The organism is Sedimentisphaera cyanobacteriorum (assembly GCF_001997385.1).
GTDB lineage: Bacteria > Planctomycetota > Phycisphaerae > Sedimentisphaerales > Sedimentisphaeraceae > Sedimentisphaera > Sedimentisphaera cyanobacteriorum.
On the sequence record NZ_CP019633.1, the window covers coordinates 819,768 to 846,136 of the forward strand.

16 protein-coding genes and 1 tRNA gene are annotated in these 26,369 nt (G+C 45.0%); 2 read left to right on the forward strand and 15 right to left on the reverse strand.

Annotated elements, in window-relative coordinates:
- Window positions 1-2 precede the first annotated feature (2 nt).
- The 15 genes from L21SP3_RS03140 to L21SP3_RS03210 form a co-directional block, all read right to left on the reverse strand.
- Window positions 3-2,483: an amylo-alpha-1,6-glucosidase gene (locus L21SP3_RS03140; RefSeq protein ID WP_077539302.1), complete on the reverse strand. Its 2,481-nt coding sequence runs from the start codon at window positions 2,481-2,483 to the stop codon at window positions 3-5.
- Window positions 2,484-2,500: 17 nt separating this feature from the next.
- The gene (locus L21SP3_RS03145) at window positions 2,501-3,490 is read right to left on the reverse strand and encodes an ROK family protein (protein ID WP_077539303.1); all 990 of its coding nucleotides are present in this window, start codon (window positions 3,488-3,490) and stop codon (window positions 2,501-2,503) included.
- A gap of 32 nt (window positions 3,491-3,522) precedes the next feature.
- Window positions 3,523-4,356 (reverse strand): type II secretion system protein, encoded by an 834-nt coding sequence (locus L21SP3_RS03150; protein ID WP_077539304.1) that lies wholly within the window; start codon window positions 4,354-4,356, stop codon window positions 3,523-3,525.
- Between the two features lie 29 nt (window positions 4,357-4,385).
- Window positions 4,386-7,208 (reverse strand): TIM-barrel domain-containing protein, encoded by a 2,823-nt coding sequence (locus L21SP3_RS03155; RefSeq protein ID WP_077539305.1) that lies wholly within the window; start codon window positions 7,206-7,208, stop codon window positions 4,386-4,388.
- Window positions 7,209-7,333: 125 nt separating this feature from the next.
- Window positions 7,334-9,472, reverse strand: a complete 2,139-nt coding sequence (locus L21SP3_RS03160) for a LamG-like jellyroll fold domain-containing protein (RefSeq protein ID WP_161488075.1) — start codon at window positions 9,470-9,472, stop codon at window positions 7,334-7,336.
- Between the two features lie 79 nt (window positions 9,473-9,551).
- Window positions 9,552-11,894, reverse strand: a complete 2,343-nt coding sequence (locus L21SP3_RS03165) for a glycoside hydrolase family 66 protein (RefSeq protein WP_077539307.1) — start codon at window positions 11,892-11,894, stop codon at window positions 9,552-9,554.
- 19 nt (window positions 11,895-11,913) lie between these two features.
- On the reverse strand, window positions 11,914-13,596 hold the full coding sequence (locus L21SP3_RS03170) for an NPCBM/NEW2 domain-containing protein (RefSeq protein ID WP_077539308.1): 1,683 nt from the start codon (window positions 13,594-13,596) through the stop codon (window positions 11,914-11,916).
- 10 nt (window positions 13,597-13,606) lie between these two features.
- Entirely contained in the window at window positions 13,607-14,125 is a 519-nt protein-coding gene (locus L21SP3_RS03175; protein WP_077539309.1) for a sigma-70 family RNA polymerase sigma factor, read from the reverse strand.
- A gap of 182 nt (window positions 14,126-14,307) precedes the next feature.
- Window positions 14,308-15,036, reverse strand: coding sequence for a PEP-CTERM sorting domain-containing protein (locus L21SP3_RS03180; protein WP_077539310.1), 729 nt, complete (start codon window positions 15,034-15,036; stop codon window positions 14,308-14,310).
- 222 nt (window positions 15,037-15,258) lie between these two features.
- Window positions 15,259-16,515 carry an amidohydrolase gene (locus L21SP3_RS03185; protein WP_077539311.1) on the reverse strand — a complete coding sequence of 419 codons (1,257 nt, stop codon included), beginning with the start codon at window positions 16,513-16,515 and terminating at the stop codon, window positions 15,259-15,261.
- A 2-nt stretch (window positions 16,516-16,517) separates the two neighbouring features.
- A complete protein-coding gene (locus tag L21SP3_RS03190) occupies window positions 16,518-17,588 on the reverse strand; it encodes an NAD(P)-dependent oxidoreductase (protein ID WP_077539312.1) in 1,071 nt (356 codons plus the stop codon).
- 108 nt (window positions 17,589-17,696) lie between these two features.
- On the reverse strand, window positions 17,697-18,596 hold the full coding sequence (locus L21SP3_RS03195; protein WP_077539313.1) for a trypsin-like peptidase domain-containing protein: 900 nt from the start codon (window positions 18,594-18,596) through the stop codon (window positions 17,697-17,699).
- A gap of 132 nt (window positions 18,597-18,728) precedes the next feature.
- Window positions 18,729-19,883 carry a glycoside hydrolase family 43 protein gene (locus L21SP3_RS03200; protein ID WP_077539314.1) on the reverse strand — a complete coding sequence of 385 codons (1,155 nt, stop codon included), beginning with the start codon at window positions 19,881-19,883 and terminating at the stop codon, window positions 18,729-18,731.
- Window positions 19,884-19,904: 21 nt separating this feature from the next.
- Window positions 19,905-21,239: a DJ-1/PfpI family protein gene (locus tag L21SP3_RS03205; protein WP_077539315.1), complete on the reverse strand. Its 1,335-nt coding sequence runs from the start codon at window positions 21,237-21,239 to the stop codon at window positions 19,905-19,907.
- A 146-nt stretch (window positions 21,240-21,385) separates the two neighbouring features.
- A complete protein-coding gene (locus L21SP3_RS03210) occupies window positions 21,386-23,272 on the reverse strand; it encodes a hypothetical protein (RefSeq protein ID WP_123785121.1) in 1,887 nt (628 codons plus the stop codon).
- 170 nt (window positions 23,273-23,442) lie between these two features.
- On the opposite strand from L21SP3_RS03210, the gene L21SP3_RS03215 reads away from it, so the two are divergent.
- Window positions 23,443-23,516, forward strand: a tRNA-His gene (locus L21SP3_RS03215).
- 132 nt (window positions 23,517-23,648) lie between these two features.
- Window positions 23,649-26,357, forward strand: a complete 2,709-nt coding sequence (gene alaS, locus L21SP3_RS03220; RefSeq protein WP_077539317.1) for an alanine--tRNA ligase — start codon at window positions 23,649-23,651, stop codon at window positions 26,355-26,357.
- Window positions 26,358-26,369: the final 12 nt, after the last annotated feature.

Sequence of the window (26,369 nt, forward strand, 5' to 3'; positions counted from 1 at the left end):
AATTATTCCCCGCAAGGCAGAACTTTTAATTGCGAAATGTTGGTGTAATTGTAAGGCTCATTTCCTCCGCCTGTATTTTTGTACGGCGAGTAATGCTGAAAATAGCTCATATTGCGAGAATATTCATCCTCGCTTATCAGAACTTTATATGTCTTTTCTTTTTCGAGTTCGGCATATATGAAAGCGGAATCTCTGTAAATATCCCAGCCGGGCTTGCCGCTTCCGTGCTTTGCAGTATGGGGCATAATCAAGTATCCTTCGGTTTTACTGCTGTTTGAATCTTTCTCAGCAAGCTGAATATTTTTCACAGCACATGTGATTCCGGAATTAATTCCAAAAGCTCCGTTGGAATATTTTACGTATATTCGGTGAAGGCCGGAAAATTTGGGAGTAAACTCGCATTCAATCTCGTGCCCTGATTTGCCCCAGTTCTCAAAATGATGGTCGTTTACAAGGTATCCGCCTTTGTTTTGCATCTGCGAGGCTTCCACTTCAACCGAATAATCCGCAGCCGGAACATATTCACTTATGTGCGATGTATTTCCGCTATCATTAAAAACGCTGCACACTGCATAATAGTAAGGCGTGTATTTAAAGCCGGCAGAATTATTGTCCCTCCAGCTGTTTGCCCAGATTCTATCTGCGACAAGCTCCCCGTTTCTGTAAACCCTGTAGTATATATTGGAACTTTCCTGTCCCTGCCACTTTAGATGAACAAGCCCGAATTCGCTTTCAGCAGATACATCCTTCGGCGTTTCCGGAGCAAATATAGTGCTTCCGGAAAGCTTTTCAACAGTATTTATTTTATCTCGGGAAGGTGAACCAGCGGAAAGACGTATTTCAAAGCTGTTCACTTTTGAAAGCCTGTTTTCATTTATATGGAAAGAGTTAAGCTGATTCGAATTTAATTTGATGCTTTCCAGATTATAACGGCTGCTATGTGAGGGCTTTTCAGGAAGATTGAGGGTGATATTTATTATTTTTCCGTGGTATTCAAGCCCTTTGAGCTGAACCTTATTTGCGCCATTGAAGAGATTGCTGTGCATCCATCCTGTTACGTAGGGAGCGAGTTTTATGCTGTTCCAGCTCGGTTCGAAGCCGAAGATAACTTCCTGAACCATCCCAATATAACCTGCCACAGACCATAGCTGGCGTCTGGAATTGATAACTGGACCGCTGATTCCATTAGATTCTGCGTAAGCAAGGCCTGATGCAAAGTCGTAATTTTCCATATTCGACAAATTTAGAGCCGCCTTTGAAACAAGGGAGTGAACTGCGCTGTTTACAGCTTTTGAGTTCTCAGCAGTCTTTGCTGCCTTAAGTCTGTAAGCTGAAACAAAAGGCCATATCCCGTGATTGTGATATATCGGCACGTTCTTCACCTGAGGCCAAACCACAGGTGTCCCGAATTTGCCTGTAGGGTAATTCGCTGCAAGTTTTTCGGCGGTTTTCTCATCTGCCACACCGCAAATAACTGCTAAAGACTCACCGAGAAGATCTCTGCGATTGGTTTTGACAGTCATTTTGTCTTCAATAATAAGTGAGCTGTAATATCCATCATCTTCAAGGTAAAAATTTTCATTTATGCTTTTTTTGAGCGATTCAGACCACTCAGAATACTTATCCTGCAAGGGGGAGTTGTTTCTTTCCGCAAGTTTTGCGGCGAATTTAAGCATATTGTAATGCAGCACGTTTGTTGAGAGCGATTTGGATTGAGCTATGAGAGTAACATTGTCTCGCGTTCGGTATGGATAGCTCTGTTCCCGCCAGTCGAGAAAAGACTGCTCGCCGGAATACAGCCCGCAGGTGGTGTCGAATATAATTTTCCTGTCCTGCTCCACGGTGTTTTTTATTACCGGCCAGCACTCATCCAAGAAATCAGCCCTGAGAACACCGTGAAGATTTTTTGCAAGCTCTTTTGCCGCCAAGGCCCAAACCACCCTGTCTGTAGAAACAGGCCAGCTTCCGCCGGAGCCGGTATCTTGAATAATCTGGGGCTCAAAGCCCCCTTCTATCCCCTCTTTCAGCCGGCTTGTCTTGAACAAAAGTGAATTGATGCACCTTTCCTGATCAAAGCCGGCCAGCGAGAGCTCTATTGAATATGAAAGGTCTCTTGTCCAAACGTATTTCCATTTCTCGCCAGTTTGAAAGTAAGGCCTTTGCAAACTGCTGCTGTAATTAAAACTATAGTCTGAAATGCTTGATACAGAATTTAATTCGGCCTCATAGTAAGCCATAGCAAAAAGCCCGTCAAAAAGCTTCGAGCCGGAATGCAGTGTTGGCCATGCTTTTTCTGTAATATTCAGCTTGCTGCTGTTGCTGTCTCTGAGCTCGAGTGTTGTTGACAAGATGAACTGCCTTTTTCCATCATTTTGCTGAACTTCTGCTGAGGCTTCTCCCCTGGTATCTTTATAGGAGTTTGCAGTATAATTCCCAGCATGGCAAAAAGACACAGCTAAAAGCAAAATAATAAATTTCTTCATAATTCCATGGATCCTTTTTAAACTAAGCAGAACGTATCTCTGGCAAGGGCAGCGCTTCCTATAATCCCGGAATCCTCTCTGAGATTTGCAAAACAGAACTCTATTTTCACATCAATATCTTTGCGGATAAATTTATTGAAATAAAAACTGATTCTGTCAAGCAGTGCCTGTCCAGCGGCAATCATTCCGCCTGAGAAAACAATCTTATCGGGGTTTGAGTATGAAAAGATATTCACGCAGAGAAGCCCTATAACTTTAGCCGTGAGTTCAGTGATTTCATAAGCAAATCTGTCGCCTTGAGACGCATGCTCGTAAACCTCCTTACAGCTAACATCGCCCCTTTCGATAAATATATCCTGAAGTGAAGAGGCCGCTCCCTCAGCAAGCATTTCGTTTGCCCTTTTGGCAGTTGCCGAGGCTGAGGCATAAGTCTCAGCGCAGCCCCTCTGCGTGCAGCCGCACTCTCTGCCTTCGGGATAGATTATGATATGACCGAGCTCAGATGCGCTGTTACCGGCGCCGTGAATAAGCTTGCCGTCTGTTATTACTGCCCCGCCGATACCTGTACCGAGAGTTAAAAGCACCATATCATCCACGTCCTCAGCTGCGCCGAGGACATACTCCCCCCAGCCCGCCACATTCGCATCATTTTCAAGAATGCAGGGAGCGTTTATCTTCTCTGAAACATATCTGCTTATCGAAAAACCCTTATAGACCGGCAGATTGGGCGAGGTAATTATCATGCCTTTTTTTGTATCCAAAACCCCCGGACATCCTATTCCAGCGGCTTTTATGTCTTCCATCCTTAACCCTGCCTGACTTAATAAGCTGCCAAGTGCATTGACCACTGAATTCATTGTGGCCTTAGGCCGGTCGTTATCGGTGGGGATGGAGATCTTTGAGAGCATCTCCATCTTCTCGCTGAAGCAGCCGATCTTTACGAACGTCCCGCCCAAGTCTATTCCAACAAAGAGGTCTTTAGTGTCGGTATTTATGTTTTTCTGCATAACTTCTTTGCGCAATTAATCGTTTAGATGTATTATCTTTTCACTAATGATAATCTGTATGTATCCTGCCAGCGAACTTCACTAACATGGCCATCTACGAAGACAGCATTCGCCGTGCCGTCTCCTCTATCTTGTACGCTTAATTCGGTTTTGTGGAAGCTTCCGAAAAGATCATCGAACTGCCCGTCGTAATCCTTGGGGAGGTTGGTCTCAACAAAATTGTCCCTAAATCTGGCACATAGTGCATTGTCGTTCAGAGCTGCGGTATTTTTCCGTGCCCCGTTTTCCTCCCTAAGCCACATATTCTCTTCTGAGAAAAAGAAAGTATTGCCCGCCCTTTTTACTGCATCATATTTCAGCGGCTGACCGTCTGTATAGTTATTGGAATTAGGCGAGAGAAAAGCATTCATACTGTAGCTGTACTGAGGTTCAATTTCAATTTCAGAATTATGATATGGGTGTTCTGTCCCGTATCTTTTGGCGAAAGATTCAAACATCGGACAGAGATTAATCTCTGTGTTGTCGCCTAAATACGGAAAAAGAGAACCCTGAAGATGCTGATAATCATCGTTTACAGGATTTCTCTGGGCATCGTGCCACTGGCAGTTGATATCTCCGCCTGCAAGATCGGGCTTGAATATACAGTTCCAAGCATTGGGAAATTCGTAATCATTCTCATTCACGTACATATTGCCTGAAATGCCGTACTGCTTTAAGTTATTCTTGCATAAGATATTTTTCGCTGCTTTTCTGGCTTTGTTGAGCGACGGGATCAAAACAGCCATTAGAATAGCAATAATTGATATAACCACCAGCAGCTCTATAAGGGTGAAGGCTTTTTGGGTTTTATTATTGTGATTATCCATGAGAAATCCTTTCTGCAATAATACAGTGTTTATTCAATATATTCGAATTTATCAGTTTTCATAACTTCGATTTCTTTGCATATATCACCATAGCCGAAGCTTATTCCATTCTCTGTGATCCAAGCAATCTTTACAAAACGCTTATCGTAAGCGAATTCACCAACCTGTTTATCGCAGGTTACACTGATCCCGCCGTCTGTTCTTTCAGCTTTGAAGTTTGAAACTACGAATTCGCCCTCTTTGAATTCATAGCCTTTGCCGCTGTCTTCATAAAGCCTGCCGGATGCCTTGCCGTTTTCGTCCAGGACAATCGACAGCGTAATCGGATTGACCGCGCCCAGCTCTTCAGTTGACTGAACTTTTTCTCCTACCGGGATAATGCTTCCGCCCTTCTGAAGCAGTTTGCACTGATACTTATCCCACTTTTCGTTATCGCCGATTTCGAGATCTCTGAAAACACCTTCAGGCAAATTAACATCTTCTGCCCACTTTGGAATAACAATAAGATTATCGCCAAGCATAAAGACCTGATCCTCAGCTCTGAGGGATTTATCATCGGGGTCTGCAAAGAAAACCGGTTTCATAACAGCACTGCCGTTTTTATGTGAGTGCCAAAATAGCGTATATAGATATGGCATAAGCCTGTAACGCTTGTTAAGGGCACGCCTTGAGGCTTTTTCTGTTTCTTCCCCGAAAGACCAAGGCTCATGATTTTTCGTCCCATTAGCTGTATGCGATCTGCTGAAGGGGAAATATGCCCCTGCGCTGATCCAGTGTGCATAAAGCTGAGGCGTGGCATCACCTACAAAACCTCCGATATCCGGCCCGTTGAATGGCTGGCCGGAAAGAGAAAGATTAAGAGACATTGGAATAGACTGTTCCAAATGAGCCCAAGTTGAACCGTTATCGCCTGTCCAAGTTGCGCCAAACCTCTGTCCGCCGAGGAAATTAGCCCTTGAAAGAACAAACGGTCTTTTGTTTGGAGCGTATTGCAGCATACCCTCTCTTGTAGCCTTGATCATCAAATAGCCGTAAACATTATGGTACTGAATATGCTTGCCCGGCTTTAATTTGCCGCCGCCTCTGTGAATGTTATCCGGCGGCATAGTATGTCCCTTTGCTTCAAAAACGGCCGGCTCATTCATGTCATTCCATACCCCGTCAACACCCTGATCGAGGAAATCCTGATAATGATCAGCCCACCATTTTCTAACCCTCGGAATAGTATAATCAGGAAAGACGGTTTTCCCCGGCCAGACCTTGCCGATATAATCCTCGCCGTCTTTAGTTTTAACCCATGCATCAATTTCGCTGCCGCTGTCGTAAACCGAGTACCCCTCTTCATATTTTGGCGCAGGGTCTATCATCCAAACGTTCTTAAATCCTTTGGTATGAAGATAATCATTCAATCCCTTGGGGTTGGGGAAACGTTCAGGGTCGAATGTAAAAATACGATATCCGTCCATATAATGTATGTCGAGCCAGATAACATCGCATGGAATCTGCCTCTGCCTGAATTCTCGAGCTATTTCACGTACTCGGCTGTCTGGATAGTAAGAATATCTGCACTGCTGATAACCAATTGCCCATCTTGGCGGCATATCGATTTTGCCTGTAATCTCTCCAAGCATTTCAAGCAGCCTTGAAGGGTTCTTAGCTTCGAGGGTGTAAACTGGAAAATCAAGAGCATCTCCGGGAACTGAAAACAATATGCCCGCTCTTAAATCAATTTCCGACTTCCAAGTCGTATCAAAAATTATTCCGTATGCGGTTCCATCCGGACGAACACCCATAACCCAAGGATGACTCTGATACATCTTATCAGGGATCCGGTAGTTGTAGTTGTCTCGATTGTAGAAAACTATCCTATATCCGTTCCTCTTCAGACCTCCCTGAGCCTCACCTATACCATAGAAATCGTCTTCAGCAGGCGTGTCAAAATAAACATATTTGCGTCCGTTGGTCTTAGAAAAAACAGGCCTAAGGCCTGGGGTTTCTTGCAGCCTGCTGACATTTTCAAACTCTTTGGCAATTGCAAAAGAGAACGGGACTTGCTCTAAATCAGCATACTTTGCATAAAAGCGGTTTACGTCTTTATCGAGCTTTTCACTTCTGCCGGGAAGTTCGGCATTTTTTATTGCTTTTGAGACCTTCCCGCCCGGAGAGTTGTCGTATTCGAAAAGCGAATCCCAATCTGTGGCGATTTTCAGCTCATCAAACTCCCACTTGTTATTCTCATCTCCCGCTCTGAATCTGAGCTCATTAAAATCAAATTCAAACTCTCCCCTTGCGATTTTCCATTCGTTTTGGTCGTTTAGGTCTCTCCGTACAAGAGGGTCGAGCCAGATTGTGAATTTATCCTTTTTTCCCTTCCTGAAATCTATTCGAGCAGCTATAAGATGAACTTCTCCATCTACCAGAGTTGGTGCCTTGCCTATAATTCTGCTGCCGCCGGAATAGTAATATTTGAAATAATTAGATTCGAAATCGTTACCAATACCAAACAGTTCATTGCCGTTGTTATAAATTCCCAAACCCGCAAAGCTGTGCTTTACATCCGGATTTAAGTTTCTCAGCAAAAAGCTTATATAAATTGTTTTGCTGTTCTTTCTGTAGGGCTCAATATCAACATCCCACACAGCATCAACATCATTGCCTTTATGAAGGAGTTTATTCCCGGTTTCCTCTAACCAGCTGAAATCAAGGCTGCCTTTTGAAACTGAAACAGCATTTTCACCGCTTTTGACTGCTGTTTGCGAGATTTGCCTGCAATCGAAATTTTCTTCGAAAATAACATCTGAAAAACCTGCACCTACTAAAACAGTTAAAACAAAAAATAAACTTAATCTCATTCGAATCCTCTTAAATTTAATGTTTAGTTAAAATTTCCCCATTCTTTCGCCCTGCTCATAATTCAGGGCGTAAGGATAAGAAATATGCATTCCCGGCCCAAGTGAGCCGGGAATGCTATTATATTTTATTCTGTTGGATAAACGTTGTTATCAATGAGCCACTGGGCTGCAAATTCATCAAAATCAGAAAGGCTTACTTTGCAGTCGCCGTCGAAATCCATCTGCGGATCGGACTGGCAGACCGGCTCACCAGTCATATCAGCCATCATCTGCGCTATATCGCTTTCTGAGATTGGATAGTTGTATATAGACACCTCATCGAGTGTGCTGGCCATAAAGCTGAATTCCTGCGGAACTATTACGCCGCCTTCAAGCTCAAATCTTGCCCCCATGCTCACTGGTGAAGATGTTTCTGCGATAGAATCGCCCGGGAGACTGTCTTCAGATGCGAGTGTGCCGTCGATATACAGCTTCTTCTCGCCGTCATCAAATGATGCTGCAATCCAGTGCCACTGACCGTCAAAGATGTTTCTCTCTGAAGGCGTGCCGTCTTCCTCGCCGCCTGTGCCTCGGGTTGTGAAGCAGATCTTACTGCCCTGATCGGCAGTGTTATACTTCCTTACCTGCCAGCCTTCGCTGCTTTCGCCGTTTCTTGCTACAAACGGGTTCCAGTCTGATGGTGTTGTAGATTTTGCCCAGAAGGTAACTGTCATATTGTAGTTGCACTGATCGAAGTAATCCACTTCCTCTATATCGGTATAAAGGGCATTGTCCTCTCCGTTGAAAGTGATCGCTTCGCCGCTCCAGCCTGAAACAAAGTTCGGATCTCCGAAAAGATAACTGCTTGGGCTTTCTGCTACTGCGCTTTGATAATCTCCGCCGTCGAAAGACCAGTGAGCGATTTTCTTCTGGATATAAAGCATAATAGGATCGCTTGAGACCTCTGTACCGGAATCGTTGGCTACTTTGCAAACGTATTCAGTTTCATCGCCTGCCTGAACATTTGTAACTTCGAGCACAGAAGATGTCTCGCCGGAGATTTCCTGAAGCTCGCCTGCTGCATCAGCTTTGTACCACTGATAAGTTTCCGGAGAAATAGAGCCGACTTCAACTTCCATTGATACTGTCTCGCCTATATCAGAAAGCACGTATTCAGTTTGCGATAGAATCTCAGGAATAGATTTCTTCGTTTGGAACTGCCATGTGAACCCTGTAGTTGTTTCTGCGCCTCGAACAGCATCAACGCGCCAGTTGTATGTTCTGTCCATATCGAGCGGCTCTGCCGGCGTGTAAGAATAAGACCCGGAAACCTCATCCCAGCCGCCTGCGGGCTTTGCGGTGGTATCAATAAGGAAAAGATTAGGATCGCCCTCTACAGTATTCATATAGAGCTGGTATTCATCAACAGTTTGATCAACATCAGTTACATCGGGTTCTGCAAGAGCAAAATCCCAAGTTAGATCGGTATCAGCAAGTACGCCTGTCTCCCCGTTAGACGGCAGGGGATTGTGCGCTCTTGAAAGCTTTTGTTCAAAGGTGAATGTTTCCTCGAATGTTGTTGCAACAACAACATCATCCCAGTCTGCTGTTTCCATGCACGCTATCCTAATACCGGTAATCCAGTCTCCTTCTCTTGCTGAGGCATCCATAAACGCATCTGCTGTGTTGTCTGACGGGCTGTTGTAATAGTCCTCAGCATCGGGATTTACCCATACGCCTACATTCTCAGTTTCCATATCCCATACGCCAATAATGCGCACTGTTTCGTTGAGCTCAGCTTCAACGTCTGTCAAAGCCTGACCGCCGCCGTCTCCTTCTACGCTCAATCCCCAGTATTTTACTCCTGCCTGCTGATAAGGCAGCCCGTATTTAACTTTTTCGCCTCCAGTGTCGGCCATGAAGCTGATTCCGCCCCAGTCGCTGTAGCCGGTGAGGGTAATAGTTGCTCCGGCGTATATAATTCCGCCGGCCTGCTGAGCGCCTGCCCAGATATCACCGCTGGACCAGTCTCTGTAGGCTCCGCCGCCGCTTCCGCCGAAAGCTGGGCTGCTGTACACGCCGCCGTTAATTACATCGCCTGTCAAAGTACCCCAGTCGGTTTTCCAAGTTGATTTTGTACCAGTTTGGGTTCTGTCCCAGCCGATACCTCCGTTCTGCCCTACCAGATTAGACCCGTCCGGATAATCGAAGCTTTCATACCCAACCAGCTCAGCGAAAGAAACGCTCGCCAAAATGATTAAAATAAATGCTGCTAACTGTCTCATTTTTAAATTCTCCATTTGCCATGACAACAACCTTGCTTTACCACCCGCATGGCATCAGGGGCAAAGCTTAAATAATATGTTAATTACTTTCCGTTTCTATGTAATCAATGTTTATATCTCCGAAATCATCAGGGGCGTAGTAAATGCAAACCTGATTAATTCCTTTTTCAAGCTCTGCAGAAACCGAGCTAACTGCCCAGCTGTCCCAGTTTGGAAGAATTGGCAAATCAATCTTGCCGGCTGAATCGCCATTGATAATTACAGTCCGCCTTGAGCTTTCATTAGCGGATGCATAATTAAGTTTGATATTGTAACTGCCGCTATGGACTGCTTTTACGTAAAAAGATACGCTATCGTAAACTCCGGTAAACTGATCTACAAAACCTTCGCCTGAGAAGCCCGGGTGGTCGTTATCAACAGCTGTGTTAAATTTAATCGCGTCTTCCGCCTCATACCTGTATCCCTGCGGGGTATTAAAATCCCTTTCAACCAAGATCATATCCCAGTATTTCAGCTCTTTCACAGTGAATGAGATAAAATCTCCAGTGCTGTCCCTGCCTTCGGTGAAACTCAGAGGATAAAAGCTGCCTCCGTTTCTATCCGGCGAGCCGCAGAAAACCTTTTTTGCCTCGGCGTTAGGCCCGAGCCTTAGCTTAACCGTGAAATCATTGACTGTATTTGGCGAAGCCGCCTGATTCCTCCATAAACTGTCATTCCCGAGAAGATTGACAAGATGAAAGATTTCGAAATCCTCATTCGCCCTGTTGAGAAACCATACCGTATTAGAAGAGGCATCGCCGGAAAGGCTTATCTCAGGTATATCTATCCACTGAAGCCCGCTGTCGCCTAATCTAAGCTCCGGGGAGAAAAGCAGCTTTTCGTTTGCGGTGATAAAGCTGTAATAGTCTTTGAGCTTATCTTTCAGCGAATCGGTCATAAGTTTTTCTCTGGAAGGAAAAAATTCGTTTGCGAGCATAAAATCTCCGTCGCCAAGCTCAAGATGGAAAGCCCCGCATGCAAAAAATGCAGCATCGGCAAGAAGAACTGAATCTTCATCAAAATAGCCGCCGGTATCTTCACCTTTATTCATATATGCAGGAAGCACTACTGCCTTCCCTCCGGATTCTTGTTTTGCGTAGCGAATAAAATCCCTTACCCCTCTGTAGGTATCATTAGCCCAAAGCTCGCTGTAAATCACATCCGTACTGCTTTGTTCTACAATCTCAGAGGATGCCCAGCTGCCTGCGCCTCCGTCAACAATGTTAAAAATCACAGCGTCCCTGCCCTGCATATACGGGTACTCAGTTTCGAGCCAGTCCAGATGCATCTTGCTTCTGTTTACTATAGACCGCAAGCCGTCTGCAAGATTTACTTCTTCCCCCCAATAATCAAAGTAGCTGCCGCTGCCTATATTCCCGAGCTGGTCGATATGCAGTCCGTCCCACTGCAAAGCCTGCATTGCATCGGTAAACTCGCCGCAGAGATGGTTCTGCCAATCAAGATTGAACGGATTAAATACCCAGATTTTTGTTCCGGCATCATGGTAATACTGGTTTTGATGAGATTGATCAGAATAGAGTCCCCATTCAGGGCTCACCCCGCTTATCTGCTGATAGTCATCGAGTCCGCAGTAGGCCTGAAAATACGGCATAGCTGCCATATTTCTATCGTGCGCCTCACTAATAGAATGAGCAAGAACAGAATAGGATATTTCTGCTCCTCGCCAGTCCTGCCACGGGTCTTTTATGCTTCCATCCTGATTTCGCTGTATTACATTCTCATGCCTCCACATCCAGTCGTAATACTGAAGGGAGTTTATGTGATAATCTCTCGAGAGTGAATTCATAATTTCGATATTTCTTGAAGCCTTCTGTCCTTCGTAAAACTCTGTAACATACCCGTATCGCGGATACATCTTCCAGTCGCTGGAAACATCGATTGCAGATGTTTCGCTATCTGCATTGTTCAAAAGAGCTTCAATCTGATAGCCCTGAAAATCATCAGGCGGGAGCTGAAATGAGAACGTTTTATTTGTATTGCCGAAAGAGGAAATCGAGATCGAATCAGAAGCTGAATAAACGGCGCCGGTGTTTTTAAGGACACGCAGTCTGAGAGTACCGCTGAAAGCATTTTCTGAAGGGTTTGCGCATTTGACTGTTATACAGCAGTTTGCATTCGGGCTGTACCTAGAACCGTCCGTATAAACCTTTTCTATAAAAGCATCAGACTGGTTCAAACCGGAAAGCCACTGAAAAGCCAAATCTGAGATATCGAGGCTTTTATATCTGTCCTGCTGCTTGTTTGCAACAGCTGCGAAATCAGAAAGATCAACTTTGCCGTCGAGGTTGAAATCTGTTCTCAAACCCGCAAAGGACATAGTGCATATCAAACCGGCAAGGAATATTTTTATAAGATGTTTCATTCGATTATTTTAGCCTAAATTATCTGTCTGCATCAATCTTCAGCACCGGATTTCCCCAGAAGCTCCAGTCGAATCCCCAGCTGTCGTCTGCTTCGGTAACAGCAAGGGTTAGGAATCTGTTGTCATCTGCAAGATCAATATTTACATCTTCCAGAAGAGAATCGCTGGACAGCAGTTTCTGAAATCTAACTTCTCCATCAACAATAATATGCATTACAGCTCTAGAGGGAGATTTGGAGTATTTATTTACAGTGTCAGAAATGCCCGCCTGTGCAATGAAAGATTCAATTTTCATATCGCTGAGAGATTCTCTAATCGAGTTTAGGTCGAAAGTCATCCCTGTATTTGAATGCATTGTGATAGCGGGGTTGTCTTTTGTCCCGTAAGGTGTACCGTTTTTGCGCAGTCTGTGCCTTGGTACATCCGCTCCCTTATGGAATGCGCCGTTGAATATGTATCCCCAGTATGACCCGCTGGTTTCAGGGATATCCTTGCTTAGAAGTCCCGTGGATGCAATCTGAACGCCCTGGCCTGCATTATCAGCGCAGAATACTCCATCTATATATTCGTTCTTTGAAACCGATACATACGCATTCTGCCCGTTGCGTTCTCCTTCATAAGAGAGCCTTCCAAGCATATCTCCGTCTGAGATTTCAATTCCGGTTTTCTCTGTTCCGCTGCCAAAGCCGTTTCCGCCTCCCACTATATCCGCAAGACAAAGCCCGCCGCCCCGCCAAAGCATACCGGAGCTTGAATCAATATCCCTTGTGAAGGCTGCAGGTTCGAATCCTGCCTTGCTTACCTGTCCGCTCAAACGCTCAACTTTTCCGGCCTGACCTACAGACAGAAATAATTCGCTTAACTTTTCATTTATAGAGCTGAGGGCAGCTTTCCCCTCATAAACCTGAACTTTGGAATCACCGTATTTGTTCACTTGTACACCAAACTCTGTTCCCAAATCTATAATCTCAGAGGAAGGAGTTTGAACAGTAAAGCCGACTGCCCTTTCGGGCACATAAGCACAAACTTTCCCGTAATCAAGTTCGAGAGTTTCCTGCGATGTGCACCTGAAAACTGCTGGAGACTCCACGACAATCTGCGAACCGCCTTCGAAAAGCAGCTCTAAATGACCTTTTTCGAGCTTGAAGTAATCATCTTTATCGTAAAAAACACCCCCCTCAGAAGGTTTTCTATACTCTTGCGACCATACAGCTTTGTATGAATCATTGACGAATGCGGTCTTGGTTTTAGTGAAGAAGGTCTCCAGCTTCACTGCCGCAAGAAGGAATAAAAGCGCAGCAGCAGAAGCAACTGCTACAAATACAGTTGGCTTGCTTACTTTCCTTTTTGCAGGCTCTGAGGGGTATTCATAAACCGCCGGCGATTTTTGCTTTGTTTTAGGCTGATTCTTATGAGGGACAATCGGAGCATTTTTTATCTCTTCCTGAAGCTTTGAAACAGCGTCATCATCTAAAGCTGCCGGCATAAACTCATTTACAATTTCCTCATCATCGTATTCCCGAACCCTTGATTCAATGCATACATAATCGCTTACAAGCTGCCAGTATTGCTTAACCGCAGCTGGATTGTCTTCGGTGAGCTCTCTGAGCTGCTCTTCAAGTTCCTGCTGCCGGGAGTCGTTGTTTTCGCCCTCGAGCATACGCAGTATATATTCTGTCAGTTTATGTTCGTGATTATTCATTTCCCTATCTTTATTCCTGTCTTAAAAGTTCTCTTTTAATACAGCTTCTCAGCAGTGCTACAATCCTTGCTAATGATTTGTAAATCCCGTTGCCGGATCTGCCGGTAATTTCTGAAATTTTCTTTACGCTGAATTCCTTCTTAAATCTCATAAGAAGAAGCTTCCTGTCGGAGGTATTAAGCTTTTTTATACACTTTTGAAGCAGTTCAATCCTTTCTGCCTGATTATCGTCGCTGTATTGGGCGAGCTGAACCAAGGATTCGTAAAAGTTTTCGCCGAATACGGGGGCCCTTTTTCTGCTTCGCATATGCTCTTTCACTTTATTCTTGGCAATCCCAAGAGCCCAGCCAGCGAAATCATAAGAAGGGTCGTATTTATCAAAACTCTCCCAGAGTATCAGGCTTACTTCCTGCATAAGCTCGTCTGCGTCATTGCGGTTGTGCACAGATGCGAGCAGATAAGTATATAGCCTTAGCTGAACTCTGGAATAATGCTTAATAAAATCCGAATTTTCTTTTTTAATTTTCATATAAAATCCGCTCGAATTCTTCACCTATACTTGTATTTGCAGTTAAAAATTGTAACAGAAAAATAAAAATTAAAGAAGATAATCATAAAATGGGTGACAAATCGGCTCTGCTGCCTTGTTTGAACTAAAAAAGGCGAAACCGTGAAGCTTCGCCTTGTGATCTCTGATACAATATCCTGCTGTTACTGCCTTCTTCTGAGAACCAGTGAGCCGATCCCAAGAAGCCCCAATGTGAGAGGCTCGGGTACCATTATTCCATTTCCCGCATCAGGCGCATAAATTACATCTTCCTGCGCATCATAAGTACTGCTGCCGACACCCCAGCCAGTCTCAACATAACCGTTGCTTTCTCTTGTCATCCATGCCCACATAGTTACTTCATCATCTACATCTGCCCCTATCAGATCACGTGAAATGGCAAATTCATCAGCGTTGCTGCCATATGAAGCATAATGCCCGGTTCCGCCGTTCTCAACCCAGCCATCTTCGTCCCACGATGAAGAAGAGCTGTTCCAAGTTCTAGATTCATACCATACATAGCCGCCTGCATAGCAGAACATCTTATCCGGAAGATTATCACCCGTAAAATTGACCCTTTCGTAACCATCTAAGGAAGCCCCTGAGCCTGCTGAAGCGTCAACATCGAACGCAACGAAAAATGAATCATCGTCCCATCCTGTATCTCCAAGGGTACGTGATGTGCTGCTCCTGTCTAAGCCGAGATAAATATTATCAGAATCGAATGTTACTTTAAGGTCGTACGAGCCGCCGTCAGGGGCGTTTCTTGAACCCAAATTAAATATGTCGTCCCCCGTCCAGTCAGACATATCCGAATCAACATCAATGTATTTGGCTGAAGCCAAACCGGCCATCAACATAAAAACCAACGTTAACGCAATAAACCTGTACATTTTAATAACCTTTCACAAATTAGATTCTTCTCAATACCGTCTAACATCCTGCTCTAAGCAAGCATATTAAATTTAGATGTATCATTTCTAATTGAAAATTCAATAAAATTTTGTAAGCAAAAAAAAATATTTTTTCAAAAAAACATTGTTATAAATAGCGATAGGCGGTTGTCTACGTGTAAATTCGTATGTTTTGTTTTTCAGTAAAAGCTTATAAAAAAATCATTTCTCAGTAATTTTTCGTGCAGACTCTCTTGCTCTTTCGATAATTTCGGCCTCGCCGTTTACTTTTCCTGCCTGCATGAGAATTTCCCCATTGCATATAACGGTATCTATGCAGGAGGAGTCGCAGCTGTAAACAATATCAGATACAATATCGTATCCGGGTGTCATAAAAGGGCTTTTTGTATCAACCAATATGCAGTCTGCCGGCCTGCCCTTTTCAATCACTCCGCCATCAAATCCGTAAGCGGCTGCCCCGTTTCTTGTGGCAAATTTGAACACCGCTTCAGAGCTGAAAATCTGAGTGCATTCGAAGCTGTGTTTTGCCAGAAGCGAGGCAAATTTCATCTCCTCTATCATGCTCAAATTGTTGTTTGAAGAGCAGCCGTCGGTACCGAGGCATATCGAATCAAGATAATCAGCAAATAAGCCTGCCCTGAATGCCCCGCTCGAGAGCTTCATATTAGACACGGGAACATGTGCTATTTTCGCTCCTCTGCGTTTAACCAGTTCGGCATCTTCGTCTGTCATATGAACGGAATGAACAGATACTGTTTTCTCAGTGAGAAGGCCTAAAGAATCCAAATACTCAAATGGAGTGAGCCCTGTTTCGCTTTGGCAGTCTTTCACCTCCTTTTCAGTTTCAGCAACGTGTATCTGTATCGGATACTGCAGCTGCTTGGCCATCTCGCTTACCTTCCTGAGGGTGCTTTCCTTTGCCCCGTAAACAGAATGAGGCATAATGGCTGGAATCAGCAGCTCGCTGAAGCTGGGGAGTGAATTGTAAAATCTCTCAGCCTCTTCAAACTGCGGCTTTGTGAGCGAATCGTCAAAGGCATCAAGAAAGATAGGCCCTGCGCAGCATCTGAGCCCCATTTCCGTGATCGTTCTTGATACTTCCGGAAAATGCCAGTACATATCAGCAGCAAAAACTGTCCCCGTTTTTATCATCTCAAGGCAGGCAAGACGCGTGCCTGCGATAATATCATCCAGAGTAAATTTTGCCTCCATAGGCCAGATATAATTCTGGAGCCAGTCGAAAAGCTCTCGGTCGTCTGCGTAGCCCCGAAGGAGTGTCATTGGTGAATGGGTGTGGGCATTATAGAACGCGGGCAGAACGGCCAGATTAGTGCAGTCTAAAACGGAATCCGCATTGGAGTATGCCGGCGCATCAAGCGATTTGAATATGCCGTCTTTTATTAGGATATTACTGAGCGACTGGTCTAATACTGCATTTTTCAAGAGAAGGCTCGACATATCTACACCGAATAGTTTTGAGTTTCCAAAAATTGCTTAACTTCCTCTGAAATGCAGCTTCCTGCAATTGTCTGTTTTATCAGCATCCTCTCTATATCATCAGGCGGAGATACAAGCCCAGAATGAAACTCGCTTCTCTGGAGGACAAATGCACCATAGTTATGAAGTGCAAGCGTTGCATCGATATATCTCAATCTTGTGGGTTCGCCCAGGATGAAATTCAGCGGCTTCTTTTCGTTGAGAACCCGGTAAGGGGGGATGTCCGGGCCGTATTCATCTTCAGCACCCATATTTATCAAGAAAGCTCTGCTGCTGGTAAACACATCTGCATCGTAGCTTTTGCTTATAACGCCTTTAATCCCCGTTACTGTAACAATGAAGTCTGCCTCAGCAGCAGCTTCGTGCACAGAGCCTTTGTCTTTGAAGTCTATAACGGGATATTCGAACTGTTCTTTCCGTGATTCATCCTCCACGAGCACCACTTCAGCCCCCTCGTCTGTGAGTCTTCTGCAAATACCAGCGCCAACCTTCCCGCATCCGAAGACAAGGTAAGTTTTCCCGGAAACGGGAAGCTCCTTTTCTTCAAGGCTTCGCATAAGCCCGTCTGCTGTACCCAGATAATCCTCGAAGTACTTTATAATGCTGCTGTCAACACAGAAGCAGGGTTTAGAGCTGTTTGTGTAGTAATACTCACCAGACTTGGTAAGTTCTGCAAAGCCGAGGCGGGCATCTAATTGGTGGTAGGCCCCGGCGCAGTCGAGAATGATGTCAAAATCCTGTTTCAAATCTGTTCCGCTGCGGACTTCAAGCCCCATATCTTCCAGCATTCCAACAACCTGCGGGTTGTATGGGCAGTTTTCGTGCAGACCAACTGTAACCTCTGCGCCCGCGGCCAAGAGTGCTGCAATCTTGGGGCAGGTATTTCTGAATACCGGACTGCCTTCAAGAATTCGAAGGCCTTTCAGAGGCTGGGATGTCTTCCAGTTTTCATACTGAGAGAGAAGGCAAACGAACTCATCGCTTCTGTATGAGGATTCTAACTGTTTTATGAGTATATCTGAGCTGCTGGGCATTGTTTCTCCATCTTAAATCATAGAATTAAAGTGTAAGTCATAATTCTATGGTTTTAAGACATTTTTTCAAGCAGTTAAAATCGTAAAAGCGGTTTATGCAGCTTTGGCTTAAGTATGAGCCTGCTTCTTCAGCCTGAAATACAAACACCCGAGTCCCAGCGTTAATATTGAAGCAGGTTCGGGGATGGCCATTATGTCATTTATCTGGCCGCTGTATTGTGAGAGGTCTGAATAAAAGCTCAAATTGCCGTAAACGCTTGTCCTGTCCGGCTGGCCGTCGTAAGTGGCAATAGCATGAGCAATTCCAGCAAGCTCCCACTCGCCATTTTTGACGAAAAGGCCGGAGCCCGAATCATGATCTACTGTTATTCCATAGTCCGGCATATCTTCGAAAGATGTGGCAAAACCCTCTATGCCATTGAAATCAGCGTCTGATTGATAAACTTCCTCAAATGCCCATCTCTTATCTCTATCAGCCTCCCAATAATAACCTTGTCTTTGGGTATCTGACGGATTCCCCTCTGTTGACCAAACTCCAGTTTGCCTGTCGATATACCAAGTAGTTTCCGTTGAAGAGGTTTGGCCGTCGCCTGTTCCGATATGAGTTGCCTGAGTTCCAGCAGAAGGAACGCTTGAGGCTATAGGCGTTGGAGAAAGCCCGCTTAAATTGCCTGCTGAGGTGTCAACTCTGAACATATAGAGGTCTATTTTAGAAGTCTTCTCGAGATTATCCAGCTGAACTCCGTATTCCTCGCCTGCCATCTTGCTGTAGGTGGCATCCCCGTCAACAGTAAAATATGTCTTGCTGCTTAAGTGGTTGGCCGTTATCACCCAGCCATTCCCCAGATAAACGCCTGACCCGTTTGTCCCTACACTACCTGAGCGAGCCCAGCCCGGGTCGTCCGAGGGAGCTGTAAGATGGCCTGAATCGCCGCCTGATATAACAATTCCAAATGATACATTTGCAAATAAAAGTAAAGCAGCCGTAAAAAATGTTAATCTCTTCATTATTAATTCCTCAATTAAAAGCCTTTCGTACTACTTTACTAAATTTACTCAAAACTTTCAAGTAATATCTCTATAGGAAGGCCGAGGTATAAAAAAAACCTTCCGGCCGAAACCGGAAGGTGGAGAAAACAATTATTCATCGAAATAGGAAAGACCCCATTCGGTCTGCCATTGAACGATAATCTCGTTATCTTTTATCTGCGCAGGCAGCCACATATATCTGCTGTCTATCTGGTTTGAAGGCCTCCACACATCAAACATAGCTATAAATGCATTTCGTTTGCCTTCCACAGGGAGTATGTAGGTGCTTTGTCCGCCGAAGGTTTTGATTGAGCCTATATCGTTATGCGGATTTTTGCCCTTGCACGGATTGCCAAGAGCCTTCCATTCGCCCATAATATTGCCTGCTCTAAATGAGCGTGCTGTGTTTGGAGCCCAGCCTGAACATCCCGAGGCAATAAGGTAGTAGCTTCCTTCATACTTGCATATTGCGGGGGCCTCGTTGTATCCGCCCGGCCGAGCTCTGGTGTATCTGCCTGTAAAATCTTGATAGTCATCGGTGAGCTCAGAGATGTGAAGGGTCGAATTATCTTCTGCGGAATGTATATGATAGGCCTTGCCGTTATCATCAACGAAAACCGTCATATCTCGGGACATCTGCCCTTCTTTGAAATCTCTTCTTAATACAATTCCCTTTTCAAGCAGAGTGAGCCAGTAGTCCCAGTCTGATTCCTCTTTAAGCTTATTGAACTTCTTATCACTGATGGGTTTCTGCCATTTTTTGGGGAAATGAATCGGCCATTGCCCGGCATTCGGGCGGAATGACCTGATATACTCAAATTCGCCTGTCGGATTATCGGAAACTGCCAGCCCTGTTCTTGCTGCGCTGTAGCCTTGGCCTTTCAGCTCCAGATGGAACCACATTACAAAATTATCATTCATTTCGTTGTATATTACCTTCGGCCTTTCGATGATGCAGCCCTTCTCGATATCGTGGCCTTCTTTTTCAAACACTTTCAGAGCAATCCCCTCATCCTTCCAGTTGTAAAGGTCTTCTGAGCTGTAGCAGTGAACTCCCACATGAGCCTTATTGCCTGCCTTGCCGGCGATTTTATGCTCGCCGTAAAGATAATATTTTCCGTTGTGATGCAGCACCCCTGCTCCGTGAGCATTCAGATGCACGCCATTATTATCCGGTTTTTTCACGTAGGGTTTGAAACTGTCCGCCCCATTGGCTGTGAAAACAAAAGCTGCCAAGACAGCAAACGCAATCATACGATACTTCATAAAATTCCCTTTCATAATAGTTTATTTGGCCTTATTTTCTGAAGCTTTGAGTATTTCCGCTGCAAAGCCTGAAACCCCTTCAGGCCCCTGAATATCTCTTCTTGCAAGCGTGTCAAGACTTCTCGCTGTAACTATATTTCCCGACCTGACAACAGCGGATTCAGTAATAAACCGCCCGCCGTATTTTTTTACAGAGCCTCTAACACCGATACTTCCGGATGCCTTTACACCTCCTGAAAGCACCCCTGACCTTGCCAATACGCCTACAGCATAGCCATAAGCCGCAACTGTCTTGTTGAGCTGGTCTGCCTCGTACATTATATCCATTACAAGCTCATCGTTTCGGTAAACCCTAGATGTAATGCTCCCGTCGAGAAAAACGAGCGTGTCATAATCCCTTACGGATAAATTATTGATAAGAATATCCGGGCTCATTTTTATTCCGTCTGAGTTTCGGAATTCATTATCCGGCGCGGCAACATAACACTTTGCATCGGATATCTGGAAGATATTTTTTAGCCCGTTTATGATCCTTCTGTCCGCCCCTCTTTCGGGAACAATGATTGCTATCCTCAAATTCTCCTGCTTCTTTGGCTGCTCCTTTTCGCTGGTTTTCTGCTTTTTGGCTGGTTCGTCTTGTTTCAGAGTCTCAGGGCTGATCTGGAAATTGGAATTTTTCAGCTTACCCAGAGATAACATCATTACCGGCTCAAACCCCGAAGGCATCTTCAAAAGCGAGCGAATCTTGCGCTGTTCCAAATCCGGCTCGGCTTTTACACCCAGGCCAATCGAATTAGCTGCAAGCTCCATATTCTGAGCGATTCTGCCAGCCTCAATAAACAGAAATTTCCTTCCCTCTCGCGGCCTTCTCACGCCTGCTAGCTTGGGAGAACCTGCGATTAAAAAGTTGGCAGCAGAGATATAGCCATCTTTATCTTTATGTTTGGTTGCGCTGAAAAGGCGGCGTTTTATATTGTCGTCCACTATCTTCCCGAGTGCATTTTTTTTAGGAATATAAACGAACGCCCCATCTCTATTTACCAGATAGATTAGCACAGGGTAAGCATTATCGAAAGATTCTACTGTTCTGCGTTTGTCTTCGCTGTAGCCGTAGCCTAGCTTGAGAATGTGCGAGAGCTGATTTATGGTAAATTCCTGCCTAGTAAAAACAACTTCTCCGCCGCGTTTTTTGAGGATTTCTTCAAGGGCGATATCGGGTGTGGAGATGCTGCTCAACTCAATTGTGTCCAGCACTCTTCCGCCTCGGTAGAAGTCTTTATCTACTTTTCGCACTTCTTCAAATGCTGAAACCGATGAGATAACAAGAAGAATAAGTGAAAAATTTTTGAGAATCATATATCACCTCTGTAAAAGTGTTTGGTATTATACAGAGAATACGAAATTAATTAAAAACAGTTTACAGCAGTTCTGCTCTGTTCTTTTTATTCTATAAAAAAAGGCGTACAGATCTGTAAGCCCTTTAATACTTAAAACTAATTCATTCAGTTAAGCCAGTTTGAAGCAAAGCCCAGCAAGTCTGAATTTGTTAAGTTTCCCTCTTTCCACAAATTGGCAAAATGCACAAAGTCTTTAATGTCCACTTTCGAATCACCATTAAAATCGCCAAGAACTATCATCTTAACAGGCAGAAGAACATCGTATTCTAGCGAACCTGAAGACAGCACAATGTCTGCTTCATAAACCCCCGCTAACATGCCGTCAGGATTCAGAGTTACATCAAGCTTTTTCTTTGGCTCAGATGTGTTTAGCTCAAAGCTTGCAGGTGATGCTGAGATCCAGCCGCTGCCCTCAGAATATTCCACAGTTATCTGACAAGACAAGCTGCCTTCCCCATCCATTTCTGCCTGAGGCTTGAATATTGCAGTACTGCCTGCGATCAGAGTTTCTGTATAGCTGGATGGGTTGAAGCTAACTGATACCTGCCAGCCGAACTGTGGATAACTGCCGTCTATCCTCCAAGTATCAGCAAAATCCCAGTGTTGGAAGGTTGCCTGAGTTTTCATTTCTGATGTAGTTTTGGCCAGTCCGCCGTCGCTTTCTTCACCTGTAAGGCCGGAAGTATCCTGATCAAAATATGAACCGGAAATGACAGAATCGTTTTTACCCGTAAATCCGCCTTCATAAAGAACGTCTGTTACAAAATTTGGGTCTGAAGCATAATCGCTGGCGGAGGAATCAGCTAAAAGGCCGCCATCAACTTGGCCTGCTGAATAGCTTCTGGATATACTGCCTGAATTCAGTCCGGCAAATCCGCCTGCATAACTGTGCGAGAAAACAGAAGGCTGATTTTCTGCTGATTCAACAAAATCTGATATTGAGAAGCTGCCCGCATCTACGCTTAGCTGCACACCGCCTCTTGCGAAGCAGTTTTCAATTACATCGTTGTTGACACCTGCAAAACCGCCGGCATAAGTAACAGCCTCAAGCGAAAGATTGTTCAGCCCGTAAGTAAGGCTGTTGGTCGCTGAAACATCCGTATATGCGGCGCAAGTTCTAAATTCGGCATAATTTATGCCGCACATTCCGCCTGCCCAGCTTGACGCCTCTACGCTGCCGTAAACAACGCAGTCTGTTATTGAGCTTTCCGAAGCTGTGCCGCAGAAACCGCCCGCATAGCTTGCGCCTGAGACATGAGCGTTTATAGTGCAATCTGAAGCTGCTGAGAAAGAGTTTATACCTCCAACACCGCCGCCTGTGTATTCTATGCCTGTTACCGTCCCGTCAAAGGTTGACTGAGTAAGCTCGCCGCCCTCTAAATAGCCGCAAATACCGCCGGTTGTGTTTTCACCTGTAATATCACCTTCCGAGCTGCAGAAATTAATAATGCCCGAATTATATCCGGCAATCCCGCCTACGCCGTTCTTGCCTGAAATCTGAGCATTTAGCACTGAGCATTCGTTTATTATGCCGCTGCTTCTGCCTGCGATTCCTCCAGTAGCTGCGTTAGAAGTGGAAGCAATTGAAGGAGAATTTACAGTTAGGCTGTATATCTTCCCTTCGCTTCCTACTACCCTGAATATCCCGCAAGGCCTCGGGCCTTTTGAAGTGAGACTAAAATTGTTCAGGGAGCCGATGCTTTCTGAGCCTGTATCAGGATCAACATATTTTCCAACAAACTGTCCTTGAAAAGGGTAACTCTCTGAGCCGATAGTGTTAGGTTCAGAGCCCTCAAAATCAAGCGAAGCAGTCAGCACGTAGTGTTTGTCCATATGGAATGGGTCTTTGTCTATCTTGTTAAAATCTTCAACTGTATTGATTAGGAATGGGTCCGTAGATGTTCCGGAACCCTCCCACGGCCAATCTTCAGCTAAAACAGCTGAGTTTAGTAAAAGCGTTGTTAAGACAGACAACCTTAAGATTAATTTCATAATAAGCCTTTCGATTCCAGTTAATCAGGGCATTCACCTCATAAAAGGGCTGATTTTACAGTCAATACCTGTTATTGCAAGCGAAAAGCTTCAACAAATCTAAAATAGCCTGCCTGCAATTAACTGCTTGACTTTTGCAAGGGTGTGGTTAGAATACCGCCCTTCTCACGGTGGATGTAGCTCAGTTGGTTAGAGCACCAGATTGTGGTTCTGGGGGTCGGGGGTTCGAATCTCCTCATCCACCCTAAAATTTTCAAGCCGGCAATTCGCCGGCTTTTTTGTTTATACATTTGCCAAAACCCCGTAAAAAATTATCATAAGCCTCTGTCAGGAAATACAAAAAGTTAATATTTAAATAATTCTAAGCGGATTTGATATGCTCAGCTCAAAAGAGATCAGAAAAAGATTTATACAATTTTTCGAAGATAAAGGCCATAAATTTGTGCCAAGTTCGCCTGTTGTTCCAGCGGATGACCCGAGCCTTCTTTTCACGAATGCGGGGATGAATCAGTTCAAGGATATATTTCTCGGCGTAAAAAAGAAAGACTGCGACAGCGCTGTAAACAGCCAGAAATGCATACGTGTAAGCGGCAAACACAACGACCTTGAAGAGGTTGGCGTGGATACATATCACCATACATTTTTCGAGATGCTGGGAAACTGGTCTTTCGATTCCTACTTCAAGGAAGAATCAATCAGATGGGCTTGGCAGCTTCTTACTGAGGTTTACGGAATAGATGAAACAAAGCTCTATGCAACGGTCTTCTCAGGCGATGAATCAGACGGCAGCGAATACGACAAAGAAGCCGCAGAGCTTTGGCCCAAGGTAACAGGCATCCCTGTTGAAAGGGTTCTTTCATTCGGCAGAAAAGATAATTTCTGGGAAATGGGCGAGACAGGCCCCTGCGGGCCGTCAAGCGAGATACATATAGACCTGGGAGATGAGATGTGCGATATGAAGCATATTCCCGGGCATAAATGCGGCGTCAATGCAGGCTGCGCAAGGTTTATTGAGCTTTGGAATCTCGTTTTCATCCAGTTCAACAGACAGTCCGACGGCACACTAAAGCTCTTAAAGGCAAAATATATAGATACAGGACTCGGCCTCGAAAGGCTCACAGCTGTTCTGCAGGGCAAGCCGAGCAATTATGATACTGATCTTTTCACTCCGCTGATAAAAGAAATCAGCGAAATGGCAAATATTAAATACACCCGCTCACTCACTGAAAAAACAGACATAGCCATGAGAGTGGTTGCAGACCATGTGCGTGCTCTTTCGTTTGCCATAACAGACGGGGCAGTTCCAAGCAACGACGGACGCGGATACGTTTTGAGACGAATCCTGCGAAGGGCCTCAAGATTCGGCAGAGTACTCGAGCTCAAAGAGCCGTTCATATACAAATTAGTTCCAACGCTTATTGAGCTTATGGGTGATGCCTTCCCTGAAATAAAGCAGAGGCAGGAATTCGTGGAAACTGTAATCGAATCTGAAGAGAAAAGCTTCAACCGAACTCTCGACCGCGGCCTTGAAATATTTGAAACAGCAGCAGGCAAATCTGAAAAATATATAAGCGGGGAAGACACATTCAAGCTTTACGATACTTACGGATTCCCGCTTGATTTAACCGAACTGCTCGCAAGGGAAAAAGGGCTCGACATAGACAGAGACGGCTTTGAAAAGCTTATGGAGCAGCAGAGGCAGAGAGCACGAGCCGCAAAAAAAGAATCAGGACTTATCGGAAAGCTTGAAGGTGAAGAGCTGCCTGAAACTGATGACAGGGAGAAATATCTCACCGAAAACTGCAAGGCAAAGATCCTTGGTTTTGCCGGTGCAGACGGCTTCAGAGGCGAAGGCGAACTGAGAAATACCGAAGAGAAAACCGCAGTACTGCTGGATAAAACCTGCTGCTACGCAGAATCCGGAGGACAGATTGGCGACAGCGGAGAAATACGCGGCGATAATTTTGTTTTTGAGATTGAGAAAACGGAGAAAATCGGCCATAGCGTACTTCATCAGGGCAAAATCCTTGAAGGGAAGGCGAAAGTTGGCGATGTGGTCGAAGTTACAGTGTCAGGCGAGAGAAACTCTTCGAGAAAAAATCATACAGCCACACACCTCCTGCAATGGGCTCTGAAAAAGGTTATGGGCGAGAGCATTACCCAGCAGGGCTCGCTTGTATGCCCGGATTATCTTAGATTTGATTTTACCTGCTCAAAGGCACTTTCCAACGAGCAGATTAGTGAAGTTGAGGAGCTTGTAAACAGAAAGATTTTTGCAGATTCGCCGGTAACCTGCTCAACAATGCCTATCGATGAAGCCAAAAAACTCGGCGCTACCGCCCTTTTCGGCGAGAAATACGGAGATACAGTAAGGCTGATATCTATCGGACGAGATGAAGATGAAAGCTATGAAAATGCGTTCAGCAAGGAGCTTTGCGGAGGAACTCACGTTTCAAGGACATCCCAGATAGGCGGATTTAAGATTATAAAGGAAGAGAGCATTTCTGCTGGAGTAAGGCGTATTACCGCACTTACAGGCAGGGCTCTTATCGAATATTTCAGCGAGAGAGAGAAGGTTATAGAGGAGCTTTGCTTTAAGCTCAAAGTCCCGTTCCACCAGCTCAGCGAGAGAACAGATAAGCTTATATCCGAAAATAAGAAGCTCAAAAAAGAAATCAAAGATGCCGGCAAACAAGGCGGGGGCGGAAATGTACGCGAGGAAGCGGATAAAGCCATTGAAAACGCCAAAGATATTGCCGGCGCGAAAATTATTGCAGCGCACGTAAAATGCGGCGATAATAAACAGCTGCGTGAATGCGCAGATTCCATTAAAAAAAGATGCGAGTCTTTAGCTGCTCTCCTTGTTACCAGCGCAGGCGGTAAGGTGATGATGGTGGCTGCGGTATCAGAAGACCTTATCAAGAAGGGCATAAAAGCTGGTGATATCGTTAAGCAGGCCGCCCCGGCTGTAGGCGGAGGCGGAGGCGGACGCCCGGATATGGCTCAGGCCGGCGGGAAAGATGCTTCAGGAATACCGAATGCGCTGAAGGCAGCAGAAGAGTATGCGGCATCAAAACTGGAATAGGCCGCATTAGAT